Origin of the sequence: Paraburkholderia podalyriae (assembly GCF_014397785.1) — a bacterium.
Classification (GTDB): domain Bacteria; phylum Pseudomonadota; class Gammaproteobacteria; order Burkholderiales; family Burkholderiaceae; genus Paraburkholderia; species Paraburkholderia podalyriae.
In genome coordinates, this window is sequence record NZ_VZQQ01000002.1 from 125,056 (window position 1) to 141,478 (window position 16,423).

A 16,423-nucleotide genomic window follows, 5' to 3' on the forward strand; every position below is an offset into this window, starting at 1 on the left:
GGAGAATGTGATGCCAGAAAAAACTGAACATTGGAGCCGTCTATACGGAACCCGAATGATGTGGTTTGTCATTCTGTGGTGCGTAGGGTTTGCCGCTGCCATGCTGACCGCGCTCCCATTCCGTCTTCTTGTCGCAGCCGCGATGCACTAATAGACGGACGTCGCGTTGCAGAGAGTTCCGCCGCGACCACGATGCGCGCCGAGGCGTTCGCCGAAACTTGAACTGTTGCCCCTCAGTATCGAATCAGGCTGAAACCGGTTTGCCATGGAGTTCCCACACGTTGGCGGGCGGGGCGTTTCGCCAGACAGTGCAAACCCTGCGCCAGACAAAATCCGCAGGCGCCGCAAATGGAGCGCGCAGCCGGTATGAGAACTGGACGAGGCGGCGCGCCTGGTCCGCACGCAAAACATCAGCCAGCGCGTCCACCGTTGGGCGCACAATCCTGGCCGGCAATGACCTGAAGGGCAAGCCCGACACGACTACCGTCTTCGGAGGAAGGTCGTGCAGCACGGAGACATTTTCGTGGAATGCGCCGGCGACCACCTGAGCATGAGGAAACCGCGCATGCAGGCCGTCAGCGAGTTGCTCCGACAGTTCGAATACAACCAGACGCGCCTCTGGATTACGATTCGCGAGTGCCTGGGTAATGGCGCCTGTTCCCCCGCCCACTTCGACAATTGCGTCAAAAGCCTCCGCCCCTTCAGCCATGGCAGCGGCGAGATATCGGGAAGACGGTGCAATAGCGCCGACAGACATAGGATCCTGCAACCAATGCCTGAGAAATTTAGCTTTCACGTTAGTCGAAAAGGGTAAAGGAGCGTATAGCCATCGCGCCAATCCATCATTGTGCGCCGCCAGCCACATTGGACGGCAACGGACGAGGTAGACCTCGGGCGGTCGCTATCACGCTCGGCACCGAGACGTCCGCAACCACGACGCGAAAACACTGCGAGCGCGCCCTTGTCGATGCGCCGTCGGCAGATCCTTGCCGCCACTCACCGACTTCGCGGGGAAAAAGAGAGCCGGCCGGAGCCGGCTCGAAAGGTGGTTCCATTTGCCCACTTGAGGCGCATGGAACCGGCGGGGATCATTGTGATAACACCAGGTCGACGAAATCAGAATAGGCCGTTAGAACCACGAAGACCATTGTACGAACGGTTGCGACAGTCCTTCGTGAGCATAGTGCTCTTATCCGTGTGTATATCATCGATGTGGTGACGGGAAGGCTCTGCCTTAGCAGGCCTCCCGCAAGTAGTTACCATCAACCCGTCATACGCAGGTACAAGGCAGTCGTTCATAAGCAGGGGCAATCTCTGCCGTTCGTGGAATTGTCTTGTTCGTCTTGCACGTCTAATCTGATTTCGCGGTGATGCATTTGCACGACGTCTGCAACAGACGCCGTTCTCCTTGCTCACCCGTTTTCCCTTCCTTATCACTCGACTCTGAAGAAAGACACTATGAAAATAATCCTGATTGGAGCGTTCATGATGGGCTTAGGCCTGTCACCCATCGCGCTTGCGGAATCACCCACGAAAGTGCAACCAGGCCGAATGAAATGCGAAGACTTCGTCGCGCTGGACGACAATTTCAAGCCCGCATTGGTTTTTTGGGCCGCCGGCGTCGACCGGCTCGGTGTGAAAGAAACGGATGAGCTCGTGGTGGACACCGCACGTCCTGTCGCCTTAGTCGTTGAAGAATGCAAGAAAACGCCGAAAGCATCATTCATGGGCAAGATAAAGCAGCTGGCCAGGTCGGGGAAGTTCAATCTTTACGACCACCACTAACCGGATGCGCACTATCGATCCCATACAGATCGTCCTCTATACAAATGTATGAGATCCCTACCGCTCGCGGAGGACCGTGCCAACCGTTCGTAGAATGTTTTTTTTGAGGTCGTCCGCCTATCTTGATTCCATGGACCGCGCGGTGTTTCAGTAACAGTCAATCGGGTCAGTCCACATCCACCCGGCGCTGAAGCCCTTCCGAGACAGCGTGCATCTTCCCGGCGACAGCGAAGCGGGTACTGGTGTCGCCGATTTTTTGCCGCTTTTTCCAGTCCGACGGAGAATGCAATGAGCAAACACACGTATGTATCGTCGCCCCCCGATGCTGCTCCGTCAGTACTCGCACGCGGCCGTAATCCGTCTTTGTCTGGCTCGCGGTACGTCGCCACGCCGGCGAACGAATACGCGTCGCGCTGGCTGCACATTACCTGTTCGCTCGGTGCTTGCAGTGGCGATCGTGACGAGACCGCGCAGCCCGCGCGGTGCAGTCCGCGTCCCTCCCGCGCCCCTGCTCTGGAGATCGGTTACGGGCTCAATGCCACGATCGAGATTCTCGATCGGCCGAGCGCCGTATCGGTGGTCCTGTCATGGCGCGACCCGACCAGCTGCAATTATGGATATCAGACGTGGCAAAAAATGGTTGCGAGGCGGGTGGGAGTCTGCGCGCTGAGTGGCTTGCCGATACAAAGCAGCGATGCGATCTATCGACCGGGTCGAGGCCGCCGCAGGCCGTTGAATGCATCCGCGATGATCCTCGCCGTCTACATCGATTCCCCTCAACTCGCGCCCCGGCGGCCGTCGCGCGAGTGACCGCCAGAGCTCAAGGACATGTCATGGCATCAATACACGAATTGAAACGATATCGCGCGAACCTATCCGACGAACTTCATAGCGCTGAGTTGTACGAAGCCTTGGCGAAGGTTGAGGACAACCATGCGCGAAAAGAGATCTACGGCGAGCTGGCAAAATCGGAGCGTGAGCACGCACAGGTTTGGGCCGACAAGTTGAAGGTCAATGGCGACAGGTATCACGGGACCGGTCTTGCTGTAAAAACGCGCCTGATGAAAGCGCTCGTACGGCTGATTGGCGCAGGTTTCGTGCTGCCCACATTAGCTGCTGCCGAGTATGCGGATCGCGACAAGTACCAGGGCCAGCCAGACGCTGGCAGCATGTCGGCCGACGAACATCGCCACGCGGCCGTCGTTCAGCAGCTCGCCAGCGGTGGCGACCCGAAAATGTCACAAGGGGCACGCATCGCAGCGGCAGAACCCTGGCACAAGGGCGTATCGTCAGGCAACGATCTGCGCGCCGCCGTACTGGGTGCGAACGACGGACTGGTTTCCAATTTCTGCCTCATTATGGGCATGGCTGGTGCGGGAACCGGCAATAGGACGATCCTCTTTACGGGGCTGGCCGGGTTGATCGCCGGAGCGTGCTCGATGGCGCTTGGTGAATGGCTGTCCGTGACCAACGCGCGTGAACTGGCTAGCAACCAGATTGCCAGGGAGGCCGAGGAACTCGAGACCACCCCTGAGGCGGAAGAGCACGAGCTCGTGCTCATTTACCGCGCTAAAGGTCTCGATGCGGATGAGGCAAAGCGTGTCGCATCACAAATGATGCGTGACAAAGATAATGCGCTTGATACATTGACACGTGAGGAGCTAGGTCTGGACCCGGCGGATCTAGGCGGAAATCCGTGGTCGGCAGCGGGGGTGTCCTTCGGTCTTTTCTCGGTGGGGGCGATCTTTCCAACGATGCCGTTCTTGTGGACTCACGGCTTCAGCGCAATCGTTCAGTGCATCGTGCTAAGCACTTTGGCTTTGGCTTCCATCGGCGTATTCACGTCACTTTTTAACGGACGTAGCGCCCTTTTTTCGTGTCTCCGTCAGGTGGTCATCGGTCTTCTGGCCGCAGGATTTACGTTCGGTGCCGGCCACTTGCTTGGTGTCTCGATTTCCTGAACCTGAACGGCGGTCGAGCCGGCGTCGATGCACCTGCCCAACCGGTATCCGGCATCGATGCCCGGCAGATCGGACCCTCGAGTGCCTTCATTCGTCGAGGTTCCATCCCATTAGCCCTGCGAGTCGCGAGGTTGTTTCCATGCGCCTGCCAATACCGCGCATCGAGGACGACATGACACGGATAGCTTGCGTTCGCGCATCGGCCCAAGTGCAGAACACGATAACGAAAGCAGTCTTGCCGGTGCATTCGATCAGAGACAACAGCGAAATCGCGACGGAGTGCTTGAACTCGAACGGGAGTCCGGGTGCGATGGCCAATACGCTCGTGCCGCAAATAAAGGCGAAAATTCCGCGGGCGAAACGAACGTCCGCAATGGCCGCAACGCCCACGGCGATGATGATCAGTTTCGCCACGACAAGCTCCAACAGCCAGGTATCGCCGCTCGATGCGCCGCACTCGAACGGCGCTTCAATCAACGACCATCCACAGATCGCGAAAGTCAGCGCTGTTACGGTCCGGCCGGGCGGCAAATGTGACGCGTCCGCTTCCGTCTGAATCGGCAAATATTCTGCAAAGAACCTGTTGCGATCCACGACGTCGCTAGCGCGTGCTATCTCTTTCATATCCACGAGGCCTTCTCCTGTTGGCGATGCCGGTGAAAAATGGACGCATGCCTGGCTCAACTGATTCGCCCGCCAGTCAATGAGAGCGACGTACCCGCGCCGTACGAACGCCTGCGTCGTGCAATGAAGATACGCGCGCCTGACTGGCAAACCCATCCTATGAACGGTTGGCGCCGCTGCCGCATAGACGTTGCGAACTCATACCTGCGTATAGCTCGCCAAATACGACGGAGTGCGGTACCGTGCGTTCCAGGACGCGCCGATTTACCGAAAGTGGTTCATGTCTTCGCTCGGCGCGCTTCCAGGCACGCGATGTCCAACGTCACCGCGCACTTTGTCGATTCGGAAGGGGAAGGGATGATTTTGGAGCCGCATTCGACGTCGACCCGCAGCGCCGGCGGCAGCAAGCCATCTGTGGTTTATGTGGTCGACGATGACGAGGCCGTTCGGCTCGCGCTGGGCGCCCTGCTTCGGTCAGTCGGGCTACGCGTCGAGACTTTCGGATCGTCGCACGAGTTTCTCGCCTTCGAGAAGTACGACGCGCCCAGTTGCCTGATTCTCGACGTCAGGTTGCGCGGCGAAAGCGGCCTCACCTTTCAGGAAGAAGTGGCGAAGAGCGGCCTGCAAATGCCGATTCTGTTCATGACAGGCCATGGCGACGTGGCAATGTCCGTCAAGGCCATGAAAGCGGGAGCGCTCGACTTTTTTTCGAAGCCCTTTCGCGATCAGGACATGCTGGACGCAGTCTCGAATGCGTTGACGCGCGATGCGGCGCGCCGCGCTGCCGAACAATCCATCGCGGCGCTTCGGGCCTGCTACGGCTCGTTGACATCGCGGGAGCGAGAGGTAATGGGATTCGTGGTGGCCGGCCTGATGAACAAGCAGATCGCCTCGGAGATGAATCTTAGCGAAATCACCGTGAAGATCCATCGCGGACAGGCAATGAAAAAAATGGCGGCGCGTTCCGTAGCAGATCTCGTGCGAAAGGCGCAAGCCCTCGGGATCGAGCCGCATCACCTGAAGTGATCTTGATCCTTCCGTGACGGTGTGCGCGCGGTCCGCCCCGCTTCTGCTCGGTACGTTCTCATTTGAAGGATCCAACTCGCTGCTTCGTGCACTCCCGAGCGCTTGACACGCTATGAGCCGCCGGACGCGAGAGTCAGGCAGTGTGCCAGGGCGGCGGTGTCGACGGGCTTCTCAAGGAACGCCAGCACACTGTTCGCCTCGATTTTTGCCTGGATTTTCGCCTGCAGAACAGCGGTCGGAAAGGCTGTCATCAGGATGGTGGGCGGAGCGCACCCGAGTTCCAGCAGGCGATCGTGCAGATCGACGCCGGACATGCCCGACATGATCACGTCGGAAATCAGACATGCCGTTTCTGCGATGCTCGCGGACGCCAAAAACTCCTCAGCCGACGCGAAGACGCGCGTGTTCCAGCCTAACGAACGAATCAGGCTCGCGGTGGCAAGGCGGACGGCCTCGTCGTCGTCGACAATGGAAGCAATCCGGGGGACACGTAACTGGCTCACCTCTACCCTCGGGGAATGGGGCGCAACGGACGGAGCGCGGACATGCAGGCTCCGCCCCTATGCGCTAGTGGACCAAGCGTAGAGCACAAACCGGTGGACGAAAATCATACGAATGTATGAGTACGAGCGCCCCGGCTCGGGTGCCATCCCCACCATCTAAAAGCCGCTGGCGGCAGAAACTCAATACGCAGGTTGCCTTTATGAAAGGCGACGTAACTTTGAAGGATCGAGAGCGGGCAACTTCATGGCCGCAATTTTCGCCGCCTCGCTTGCGGGCACACCCAGCGCTCTTAGAATGGAAGCCGCGAGCGCAGACGCATGCTTAGGACCCGTCTTCCCCAGCAATACTGACCGGATGCCCATCAAGCCCGAGCCCAGTATGACGTCGGCGCCTACCCGTTCGGCATCGATCAAGAACCGCTTCGACTTTACGCCCTCCCGAACGTCGCGGGTCAATTCCCGCGCCATGCTGTCCCCGAGAGGACCGGCTCCGAGGCCGATGCGCAGGATCACCCATCCCCAGATTGCATCGTCTGCTGCCCGCTGAACGAAGTAGCGAACGGCGCATGCCATTCGTTGCGCGGGATCGGGCATTGCGGCCGTCAATTCGACAATATGCAGATTGAGCTCCTCAGCCAGGTCTGTCGCGACCGCCGTCAACATGTCCTCGCGCGTTTGAAAGTGGTTATAAAAGGTGCCCTTCGCGAGCCCCGCCTTCGCCATGAAGTCGTCGATGCTCGCGTTATCCGGGCCCTTTTCAGCGAGAACCCTGATGCCGGCCTCGATTAGCAAAGCCCGCGTACGGGCACGACGCTCGCGCCCAATTTCCGCTCGCCTGGCCAATTGCGCCGGCGCCATTCCTGTCTTTTCGCCTGAACTCTTCATCGTCTCCGCGAACCACTTAACAGATCGTTCCCCGATTCTAAGGGACACCGAGCATTTGGACAATAAAGTCATTTTGACTATAATGTACATATTGAAGTATGGGTGAGGCCGCCGAAACAGGGGTATTCGTCCTTTTCCCTTCCGTGGCTTGGCCGTCGTGGCGGCAACGGAGTGCTTACCCTATGCAGCAATTTAACGAAGTTAGCGGGACAGGCGGCCTCGCGGCAGAGTGCGGCAGATAAGTAACCCTCCTATACATGGTTCCGGCGCCGATGAGTAACCGACTCCAGATCTTGTGGGACGATGGCGAGCGTGTCTTCTGTCGGGGGCGGCGCCCGGGCGATGTCGGCGGCGACTATGTGCTGATGGTGCGGCCCGCCGCCGAACCTGCGCCGCCGGCGAGCCTCGATCGTCTCGCTCATGAATTCGCACTGAAAGACGAACTCGATGGCGCGTGGGCGGTGCGGCCATTGGAACTGGTTCGCGAAGAGGGCCGCACGCTACTGGTGCTCGAGGATCCTGGCGGTGAGCCGCTCGGGCGGCTGCTCGGCGCGCCCATGGATGCGGGCAGCGCGTTGCGCCTCACCGTCGGCATCGCCGCGGCGCTGGGCAAACTGCACCAGCGCGGCCTTGTCCACAAGGATCTCAAGCCCGCCCATATCCTGGTGAACGGCGCGGACGGACAGGTGCGGCTCACGGGATTCGGCATCGCCTCGCGGCTGCCGCGCGAACGGCGGGCGCCCGAGCCGCCCGAGACCATCGCCGGCACCCTCGCCTACATGGCGCCCGAGCAGACCGGCCGGATGAACCGCTCGATCGATTCGCGCAGCGACCTCTATTCGCTCGGCGTCACGCTCTATCAGATGCTCACCGGCGCGCTGCCGTTTACGGCCGCCGACCCCATGGAATGGGTGCACTGCCATATCGCCAGAAAGCCGGTGCCGCCTGGCGAGCGGTTGGAGACGGTCCCCGCTGCGCTCTGCCGGATCGTCATGAAGCTGCTCGCCAAGACCGCCGAGGAGCGCTATCAGACCGCGGTCGGCGTCGAGCGGGATCTGCGACGCTGCCTCACCAGTTGGGAGCGCGATGGCCAGCTCGACGACTTCCCGCTGGGCGAACACGACACCCCCGACCGGCTGCTGATTCCCGAGAAGCTGTACGGACGGGAGCGCGAGATCGACACCATGGTTGCCGCGTTCGATCGGGTCGTCAAACGCGGCGCGCCCGAACTGGTGCTGGTCTCCGGCTATTCCGGCATCGGCAAATCCTCGGTCGTCAATGAACTGCACAAAGTGCTGGTGCCGCCGCGGGGGCTCTTCGCCTCCGGCAAGTTCGACCAGTACAAACGCGACATTCCTTATTCGACGCTGGTGCAGGCTTTTCAAAGTCTGGTGAGGCCGCTTCTCGGCAAAAGCGACACCGAACTGGCGAGCTGGCGCGGCGCGTTTCTGGAGGCGCTGGGCCCGAATGCACGGCTCATGACCGATCTCATCCCCGAACTGAAGCTCATCATCGGTGAGCAGATCGCGGTCCCGGAGCTCGACCCGCAGCAGGCGCAAAGCCGATTCCAGCTCGTGTTCCAGCGCTTCATCGGCGTGTTTGCCCGGCCGGAACATCCGCTCGCGCTGTTTCTCGATGATCTGCAGTGGCTCGATGCGGCGACGCTTGATCTGCTCGAGGATCTGCTGACCCGCTCGGAACTGCGATACCTGATGCTGATCGGCGCTTACCGGGACAACGAAATCGATGCCACGCATCCGCTAATGGTCAAACTTCGGGCTATCAGGAACACAGGCGCCACGATCGCGGAAATCAGGCTCGCACCGCTCACCCATCAGCACATAGAGAAGTTGATTGCGGATGCCCTTCACTGCAAGTCGAAGCATGCGGCGGCGCTCGCGCAGCTGGTGCATGAGAAGACCGCCGGCAATCCGTTCTTCGTGATTCAGTTTCTTTACTTGCTTGCCGAAGAGGCGCTACTCACCTTCGACTATGACGCGGCGTGCTGGTGCTGGGATTTCGATCGCATCTACGCCAAGGGTTATACCGAGAATGTGGTGGACCTCATGGCCGGCAGGTTGACCCGCCTGCCGGTCGGAGCGCAGCAGGCGTTGCAACAGCTCGCCTGCCTTGGCAACGTGGCCGCGAGCGCGATGCTTTCAATCGTTCTCGGCGCCTCGAAGATGCAGGTCAACGCGGCGCTATGGCCGGCGGTGCAGCAGGAACTGGTCGAACATCTGGAAGGCTCTTACAGATTTATCCACGACCGGGTGCAGGAGGCCGCCTATTCACTGATCCCGCAAACGTTGCGGGCTGAAGTCCATCTCCGGATCGGACGGCTGCTGGTGACGCAGACGCCCCCCGAGAAACGGGAGGAGGCGATCTTCGAGATCGTCAATCAGCTCAACCGCGGCGCCGCGCTGATCACCGAACAAGAGGAGCGGGACCAGCTCGCCGAGCTCAATCTGACCGCGGGCAGGCGCGCCAAGGGGGCCACCGCCTACGCCTCGGCGCTCACCTATCTCAATGCCGGTGCGGCGCTGTTGGCGACGGATAGCTGGGAGCGCCGGCACGAGCTGATGTTTGCGCTGGAGCTGAACCGGGCCGAATGCGAGTTCCTCAGCGGTGCCCGGACAGTCGCAGAAGACCGGTTGAACGCGCTTTCGCCTCGGGCTGCAACGACCATCGAGCGTGCGTCGGTCGCCTGCCTGCTTCTGGACCTCTACACGGCGCTTGGTCAGAGCGGCCGCGCCGTTGCCGTTGGCCTCGACTATCTCCGGCATTTGGGGGTCGACTGGTCGCCGCAGCCGACAGAGGAGGACGTGCGACGCGAATACCAGCGATTCTGGTCCCAGCTCGGGCGCCGCAGCATCGAGGATCTGATCGAACTGCCGTTGATGGCCGATCCAGCATCTCTGGCGACGATGGAGGTCCTGACCAAGCTCGTGTCGCCTGCATTCCATACGGAAAAGAACCTCTATCCCCTCGCCATGTGCTGGGCGGTCAATCTCAGCCTGGAGCGGGGCAACAGCGACGCATCGTGCGCGACCTACGCATGGTTTGGCTGCGTCGCCAGCGCGCACTTCGGCGACCACGAGTCGGCCTATCGCTTGGGGCAACTCGGCTGCGAACTGGCAGAGCGACGCGGATTCACGCGCTTTCAGGCCCGGACCTATATGGCAGCGGGAAGTCACCTGATTCCATTCGCAAGGCAGGTCGGGACTGCACGCGATCTGCTGCGCCGTGGGTTCGAGATCGCGAACCGGAGCGGCGATCTGCTGTTTATGGGGTGGTACAGGGGTCTCTACCTGATCGACAATCTTCTCGCAGCGGGCACGCCTCTCATCGAGGTCCAACGCGAAGCCGAGGGCGGTCTCGCATTTGCACAAAAGATGCAATTGGGGCACCACGTCGAGCTCATCGCATCGTACCTGGGGCTGGTCCGGATGCTGCGCGGCTTGACGTCGACATTCGGCTCTTTCAATGACGAACAGTTCGACGAAGTCCAGATCGAAACGCGTCTGGCTAGTGACCCGCAGTTCGCGTGGATCGATTGCCTTTACCATACCCGAAAGCTGCAGGCCCACTTCCATGCTGGCAACTTTGCCGCTGCCATCCAGGCGGCATCCAGAGCGGAACAGGTGCATCCGGGCATCTTGCGATTGCTGTTCACAGCCGCGGATCATCGCTTTTACTGTGCGCTGGCCCATGCCGCCTGTTGCGAGCGCGAACCGGCCGGCGCGCGACAGCAGCAGCTGGACGTTGTCGTTGCGCACCATCACCAGCTCCGGGCTTGGGCGGACAACTGTCCGGAGAATTTCGAGGACCGCGCGGCGCTGGTAGGTGCCGAGATCGCTCGCCTTGAAGGCCGCGATGTCGACGCGATGCGCCTCTACGAACAGGCGATCCGTGCGGCGCGCGACAATGGCTTCGTCCAGAACGAGGCGATCGCGTACGAAGTGGCCGCGCGCTTTTACGCCGCGCGCGGCTTCGAACAGTTTCGGCGCCTGTATTTGCGGCAGGCTCACTCCTGCTACCTGCGTTGGGGAGCCAACGGGAAGGCGCGGCAACTTGAGGAACAGTATCCGCACCTTGGCGTGGAAGAGCCCGCGCCCCGTCTGACGAGCACAATCGGCGCGCCGGTCGAACATCTCGATCTGACGACTGTGATCAAGGTATCGCAGGCCGTCTCGGGCGACATCGTCCTCGACAAGCTGATCGATACGCTCATGCGCACGGCGATTGAACAGGCCGGTGCCGAGCGGGGTCTGTTGATTCTTCCAGACGGCGGCGAACAACGGATAGCAGCAGAAGCGACGACCGGCGGCGACACGACCCAGGTGCAGCTGCGCGAGAAGCCGGTGACTGCGGCGGTGCTGCCGGAGTCGGTCCTCTACCATGTGCTACGCACCCGGGAGAGCGTCATTCTCAACGATGCCGCGGCCCAGCCCCCGTTTGCGACGGACCCCTACGTCCATCAGCATCGTGCCCGTTCGATTCTCTGCCTGCCCCTGATGAATCAGGCCAGGCTAACCGGCGCGCTTTACCTCGAAAACAATCTGATGACCCACGTCTTCGCACCGGCCCGCATCGCCGTGTTGAAGCTGCTCGCCTCGCAGGCGGCGATCGCGCTGGAAAATGCCCGCTTATACCGCGACCTCGCGGAACGCGAGGCTCAGATCCGGCGTTTGGTCGACGCCAACATCATCGGGATCGTCATGCGGAACAATGAAGGTGCAATTCTCGAGGCCAATGACGCGTTTCTACGAATCGTGGGATACGACCGTGAAGATCTCGTCGCGGGTCGCGTGCGGTGGACGGAGCTGACAACTCCGGAATCACGCGAGCGCACCGCACATGCCCTGTCCGAACTCAAGAATACCGGGACCCACAAACCGTTCGAGAAGGAGTATTTCCGTAAGGATGGCAGGCGTGTGACTGTGCTGACCGGGGCAGCGGTCTTCGAGGAAGGCGGGAGCGCGGGTGTCGCTTTCGTGCTCGATCTGACCGAGCTTAAGCAGGCGGAAGGAAAAGTCCGCGAGAGCGAGCGGCGCTATCGTGAAGTGCAGATGGAACTGGCGCATGCGAACCGCGTAGCCACCATGGGCCAGCTCGCGTCCTCAATTGCGCATGAGGTCAACCAGCCGATCGCCGCGACGGTCACCAACGCCGCAGCTGCGCTGCGCTGGCTGGACGCCCAGCCGCCTGACGTCGAGGAGGTGCGGCAGGCGCTCCGCCGTATCGTCAATGACGGTAATCGGGCGGGGGACGTGATCGGCCGGATCCGTCAACTCATCAGGAAGGCGCCACCACGCAAGGAAACGGTGGATATCAACAAGGCGATCCGCGAGGTGATCGAGCTCACCCGTGGCGAAACCGTGAAGCACGGCGCCTCGGTGCAGGTGCAACTTGCAGACGGCCTGCCCTTCATTGAGGGAGACCGTGTCGAATTGCAACAGGTCCTCCTGAACCTGGTCATCAACGCAATCGAGGCCATGAGCGACGTCAGCGATGGGGCGCGGGAAGTGCTGATCAGCACGGGAAACGCCGACGCTGACTGCGTACTTGTGACCGTGCGCGATTCGGGGCCGGGCTTTGCCCCGGACAGCACTCCCGAGCATGTTTTCGCCTCGTTCTATACAACGAAGCCCACCGGTTTGGGTATGGGGCTGTCGATCTGCCGTTCGATCGTCGAGGCACACGGCGGACGATTGTGGGCGAACGCAAACGAGCCTCGCGGCGCGATCTTTCAATTCACGGTGCGCGCTCACCAAAAAGTTCAAGCGGTTGCTGAAAGGCATTGCGTTCAGGGACGGCGAGCCGGTTAAGGACGATCACCCCCCTCATCAAAATTCGCCGCGTGAAGATCGCTACTTATCAAGCCGTACAGACACCACTCCTGGTGTTAGCTCCGTGACGTGAAAATTACATGCTTGACATATTTGTATAAAACACACGTTGTCCATATTTCAAAAAATTCACTATGTATACAAGGCTAGACTTTCGTCTCCCGTAAACGCTGCCTGTTTGCGAGGAGTACTCAGTTATGGAGAGTCTTGATGAAGTACAAAGTATTGTCTGCCGCGCTGCTTGCAGCTCTCGGCACGACCGCAGCGCATGCGCAAAGCAGCGTGACCCTGTACGGCCTGCTGGATGAAGGCATTAGTTATAGCAACAACACCGGCGGTCACAGCAATGTGAAGTTGACCGACGCCATGATGCAAAGCAATCGTTGGGGCCTGAGAGGCGCCGAAGATCTGGGTGGTGGCCTGAAGGCACTGTTCGTGCTGGAAAACGGCTTCACGCTGAGCAACGGCAAGCTTGGCCAGGGTGGCCGCGAATTCGGCCGAAGCGCCTATGTCGGCCTGTCGAGCAACCAGTTCGGCACCCTGACCATGGGTCGTCAGAACGAATTCATGTACGACTGGGTCAGCCATGTATCGATGGAAAACTTCAACGGCGCAGGTGGCAATACCTTCGCGCACGTGATGGACAACGACAACATGCTCGGAACGTTCCGCGTCAACAACGCGGTGAAATACCAGAGCCCGAATTACTATGGCCTGACCGTCGGCGCCTTGTATGGCCTCTCGAACCAGGCCGGCGGCTTCGCGAACAACCGTGCGTACAGTTTTGGTGCCATGTACAACAACGGGCCGATTCTTGCGACGTTGGGTTACACGCAGATTAACAACAACATCAGCAGCCTCAACAACAGTGGCGCAGTTGATAACAGCGCCAACGGCAGCGGCACCGGTGACCAGAACTTCACCGCAGGGCGTCAGCGTACCTTCGGCGGCGGCTTGAACTACACGTTCGGCCCGGCCAAAGTTGGTTTTGTGATCACGGACACCAAGCTGAACAACGCAACCGCTTTCCCCGGCGGCGGTACGTTGACGGTTGCAAACGCCGCTTATGTTCATTTCACGAACTATGAAGTGAACGCGCATTACAGCCTGACCCCGGCATTGACCTTGGGCGCAGCTTACACTTTCACCGATGGCAAGTTCGACAACACTGGGAACGCGGCATCGCCGAAGTGGAACCAACTCAGCCTGTTGTCGGATTACGCCCTGTCGAACCGCACGGACGTGTACGCAGTCGCCAACTGGTCACACCTGAGCGGCGGTCTGAACTCGGCGGCACCGGGTAATTCGAGCTTGACTGCATTTGAAGGCGCAAGCTCCTATGTCGGCGGCATTGCGGCAACGAAGAACCAGGTGGTCGTGGGCGCTGGTCTGCGCACCCGCTTCTAAGTCCTGATCGAACGGTTGAGGAACGCCGGGCTTGCGGCAATTCGCGTGCGGCAGGCAGGCATGTTTCTCAACCGGCGATGACTGATATTTGTATCGTTGGGGCTCGATTCGTGGGAGCGGAACATTCGCTTCCCGGGAGAGAGCCGAGTATTGAAGGGGAGACAAGCTACATCAACTGCGTTATTCGAGCGCGAGAGGCTTGATAACGTTGCCGGTAGTCCCTGTCACCGACAAGCGTTCTCCGAGAAACAGTTGGCCCGCCCATTCTGGCGGGCTTTTTTTGGGGGTGACCGTGCCGATCGCGCCGAGCCGAACACAACGCTGACGAAAGCGGCTTGATGGTGTGATATTTCCACGCGGCATCGAGCACAAAAAGATCACACCATGAGCGTCGGTGACGATCAGGAGTTCGGACGGATTCGCGCCCTGAAACCATTCGAGATCGTTTATGAACTCGCGCTTTAAGCAAGCAAACGGAAGTCATCCATGAAATTCACCAAGTTGTTTGTACTCGCGTGCGCTGCATTCGTAGGTGTTTCGGGCGTTGCCCTCGCCGGAGACGACGCGCTTGCCCAGCGGCGGGTGCCCGCAAAGATCCTGCCAATGCCGGCAGATGTTAGCCCCGAATTGCAAAAGCTCATCGCGGCGCCCTATAACCCAGCATGGAATGTGTTGTGGACCACGGGCGAGCAATGGAGAGTGGCAGCCAACGCGCAGGCTGCCAAGGTCATGCAAACCCAACCGGCCATGCGCGAACGCCTCGGTGTGACGGTGCAGCCCAATACAATCAACGGTGTGAGGGTGTACGTCGTGACGCCCGATGTTATTCCGCCCGATCACCACGACAAGGTGCTAATTCACATTCATGGCGGCTGCTATGAGCTTTACCCGGGCGAGGCGGGCACGAACGAAGCCGTCATCATGGCGGGCCTGGGGCATTACAAGGTGATTTCTGTTGACTATCGGATGCCGCCTGAGGGTTACTTCCCCGCTGCGCTTGACGATGTCGAGACGGTCTACAAGGCGGTACTGCGGGCGAACGATGCGAAGAACGTGGGCGTTTTTGGGACCTCGGCGGGTGGTGCTTTGGTGCTGGAGCTGATGCTGCGCGCGAAACAGGAAGGCCTGCAAATGCCCGGCGCGATCGCGCCAGGTACGCCAATGTCGGACCTCACGAAGACTGGCGATTCGTTCTACACCAATGAAAAGGTCGACAACGTCCTGGTGTCACGCGATGGATTCTGCGATGCCGCGGCCGTAGTCTATGCGCACGGCCATGATCTCAAAGACCCACTGCTCTCACCTGTCTATGGAGACATGCACGGTTTTCCGCCGGCTATCCTGACCACGGGAACCCGGGACCTGCTGCTCAGCAACACCATTCGTGTGCATCGGAAGCTTCGGGAGGCGGGTATCGATGCACAACTCGAGGTCTTTGACGGCATGTCGCACGCGCAGTACCAAATGGATGACCGCATACCCGAGACAAAAGAAGCGTTTGGTGAAATTACCGAGTTCTTCAACAGGCACCTCGGTCATTGACCAGGCTTCTTCTACAGGGCTGTCGTCATTTCTCTCGTTACTACTGCCGCCGTGATGATTACCGCGAGGCACTTCTGGATTATGTCGTGCAGCAGGAGCACTGACTGATCGCGATGGAATCATGCGCCGGGACGCAGTTTCTGGTGACCAAAGCGCAAATGCTCGGTCACGAAGTACGGCTCGCCCCGGCGCAGTTTGCCGCACCATTTCGCAAATCGAACAAGAACGACTTTAGTGACGCAGAGGCAATTGCCGAAGCAGCCGTAAGAGGTCACATGAGGTTTTCGCGCATCAAGAAGGCTCGCACCCGGCGACCTCAGTCTCAACTTTATTCCGACACCGGGTGCGCCGCCGGCATGCCCGCCGTGTGAATTGCAGCAGTACCGTGTGTGCCATGCTGGATCGCATAGATCTCCCGATTGCGCGCGATCTCTGCGGCCGTCGGCGGATAGTCGCTTTTGGACGTCGGCACCAGCCCTTCGGCCTGTGCCTGCTGCAACTGCGCAATGACCTCAGCGCGTGTCAATCCCGACGACGTGGTTTGAGCAAAAGCGTTTGCGCCGAACGGCAAGCTAAGTGCAGCAACGGCAATCGCGGTAAGCAGTTTCATGATGTCTCTCCGGGTAGTGGCAAGAAGTGAGTGGCCTGAACCACGCTTCCCATTCTCGTCATTTCACCTGTCGGAGCACTGACCCGCAGATTACCTTTTTGTTATCCAGGCATTGCCTCGTGAAACGTCACATCACCGCACGTTCGCATCAACGCCCAGGTAACGGAACGGCAATCTAGCCGACCGCAGCCCGTAAGGGCTCTACCATCACACTCCTGAGTCGAGAAGCCC

At 59.9% G+C, this 16,423-nt stretch carries 12 protein-coding genes; 7 read left to right on the forward strand and 5 right to left on the reverse strand.

The features are described 5' to 3' along the window. Positions 1-244: 244 nt before the first annotated feature. On the reverse strand, positions 245-757 hold the full coding sequence (locus tag F6X42_RS02835; RefSeq protein ID WP_246529927.1) for a class I SAM-dependent methyltransferase: 513 nt from the start codon (positions 755-757) through the stop codon (positions 245-247). Positions 758-1,458: 701 nt separating this feature from the next. Between F6X42_RS02835 and F6X42_RS02840 the strand changes: the two genes are divergently transcribed. The 3 genes from F6X42_RS02840 to F6X42_RS02850 all read left to right on the forward strand — a co-directional run bounded on the left by F6X42_RS02840 (position 1,459) and on the right by F6X42_RS02850 (position 3,746). Further along, on the forward strand, positions 1,459-1,785 hold the full coding sequence (locus F6X42_RS02840; protein WP_187632751.1) for an HdeA/HdeB family chaperone: 327 nt from the start codon (positions 1,459-1,461) through the stop codon (positions 1,783-1,785). 288 nt (positions 1,786-2,073) lie between these two features. Continuing rightward, the gene (locus F6X42_RS02845) at positions 2,074-2,595 is read left to right on the forward strand and encodes a DUF3331 domain-containing protein (RefSeq protein ID WP_187632752.1); all 522 of its coding nucleotides are present in this window, start codon (positions 2,074-2,076) and stop codon (positions 2,593-2,595) included. A gap of 23 nt (positions 2,596-2,618) precedes the next feature. Then, positions 2,619-3,746, forward strand: coding sequence for a VIT1/CCC1 transporter family protein (locus F6X42_RS02850; protein WP_187632753.1), 1,128 nt, complete (start codon positions 2,619-2,621; stop codon positions 3,744-3,746). A gap of 87 nt (positions 3,747-3,833) precedes the next feature. Here the strand turns inward: F6X42_RS02850 and F6X42_RS02855 are convergent, their stop codons facing one another. Then, positions 3,834-4,376 carry a hypothetical protein gene (locus F6X42_RS02855; RefSeq protein ID WP_187632754.1) on the reverse strand — a complete coding sequence of 181 codons (543 nt, stop codon included), beginning with the start codon at positions 4,374-4,376 and terminating at the stop codon, positions 3,834-3,836. A gap of 351 nt (positions 4,377-4,727) precedes the next feature. Between F6X42_RS02855 and F6X42_RS02860 the strand changes: the two genes are divergently transcribed. Beyond that, complete coding sequence (locus tag F6X42_RS02860; protein ID WP_187632941.1) at positions 4,728-5,396, forward strand: response regulator transcription factor; 669 nt, start codon at positions 4,728-4,730, stop codon at positions 5,394-5,396. A gap of 110 nt (positions 5,397-5,506) precedes the next feature. Here the strand turns inward: F6X42_RS02860 and F6X42_RS02865 are convergent, their stop codons facing one another. Together F6X42_RS02865 and F6X42_RS02870 are read right to left on the reverse strand one after the other, a co-directional pair. Beyond that, on the reverse strand, positions 5,507-5,899 hold the full coding sequence (locus F6X42_RS02865) for a response regulator transcription factor (protein ID WP_187632755.1): 393 nt from the start codon (positions 5,897-5,899) through the stop codon (positions 5,507-5,509). A 198-nt stretch (positions 5,900-6,097) separates the two neighbouring features. Next, a complete protein-coding gene (locus tag F6X42_RS02870; RefSeq protein ID WP_187632756.1) occupies positions 6,098-6,784 on the reverse strand; it encodes a TetR/AcrR family transcriptional regulator in 687 nt (228 codons plus the stop codon). Between the two features lie 272 nt (positions 6,785-7,056). Between F6X42_RS02870 and F6X42_RS02875 the strand changes: the two genes are divergently transcribed. The 3 genes from F6X42_RS02875 (at position 7,057) to F6X42_RS02885 (ending at position 15,582) form a co-directional block, all read left to right on the forward strand. Next, positions 7,057-12,612 (forward strand): trifunctional serine/threonine-protein kinase/ATP-binding protein/sensor histidine kinase, encoded by a 5,556-nt coding sequence (locus F6X42_RS02875; RefSeq protein WP_187632757.1) that lies wholly within the window; start codon positions 7,057-7,059, stop codon positions 12,610-12,612. A gap of 231 nt (positions 12,613-12,843) precedes the next feature. After that, positions 12,844-14,040, forward strand: coding sequence for a porin (locus F6X42_RS02880; RefSeq protein ID WP_187632758.1), 1,197 nt, complete (start codon positions 12,844-12,846; stop codon positions 14,038-14,040). A gap of 486 nt (positions 14,041-14,526) precedes the next feature. Beyond that, positions 14,527-15,582, forward strand: coding sequence for an alpha/beta hydrolase (locus F6X42_RS02885; RefSeq protein ID WP_187632759.1), 1,056 nt, complete (start codon positions 14,527-14,529; stop codon positions 15,580-15,582). Between the two features lie 328 nt (positions 15,583-15,910). Here the strand turns inward: F6X42_RS02885 and F6X42_RS02890 are convergent, their stop codons facing one another. Then, the gene (locus F6X42_RS02890) at positions 15,911-16,192 is read right to left on the reverse strand and encodes a DUF4148 domain-containing protein (protein WP_187632760.1); all 282 of its coding nucleotides are present in this window, start codon (positions 16,190-16,192) and stop codon (positions 15,911-15,913) included. Positions 16,193-16,423: the final 231 nt, after the last annotated feature.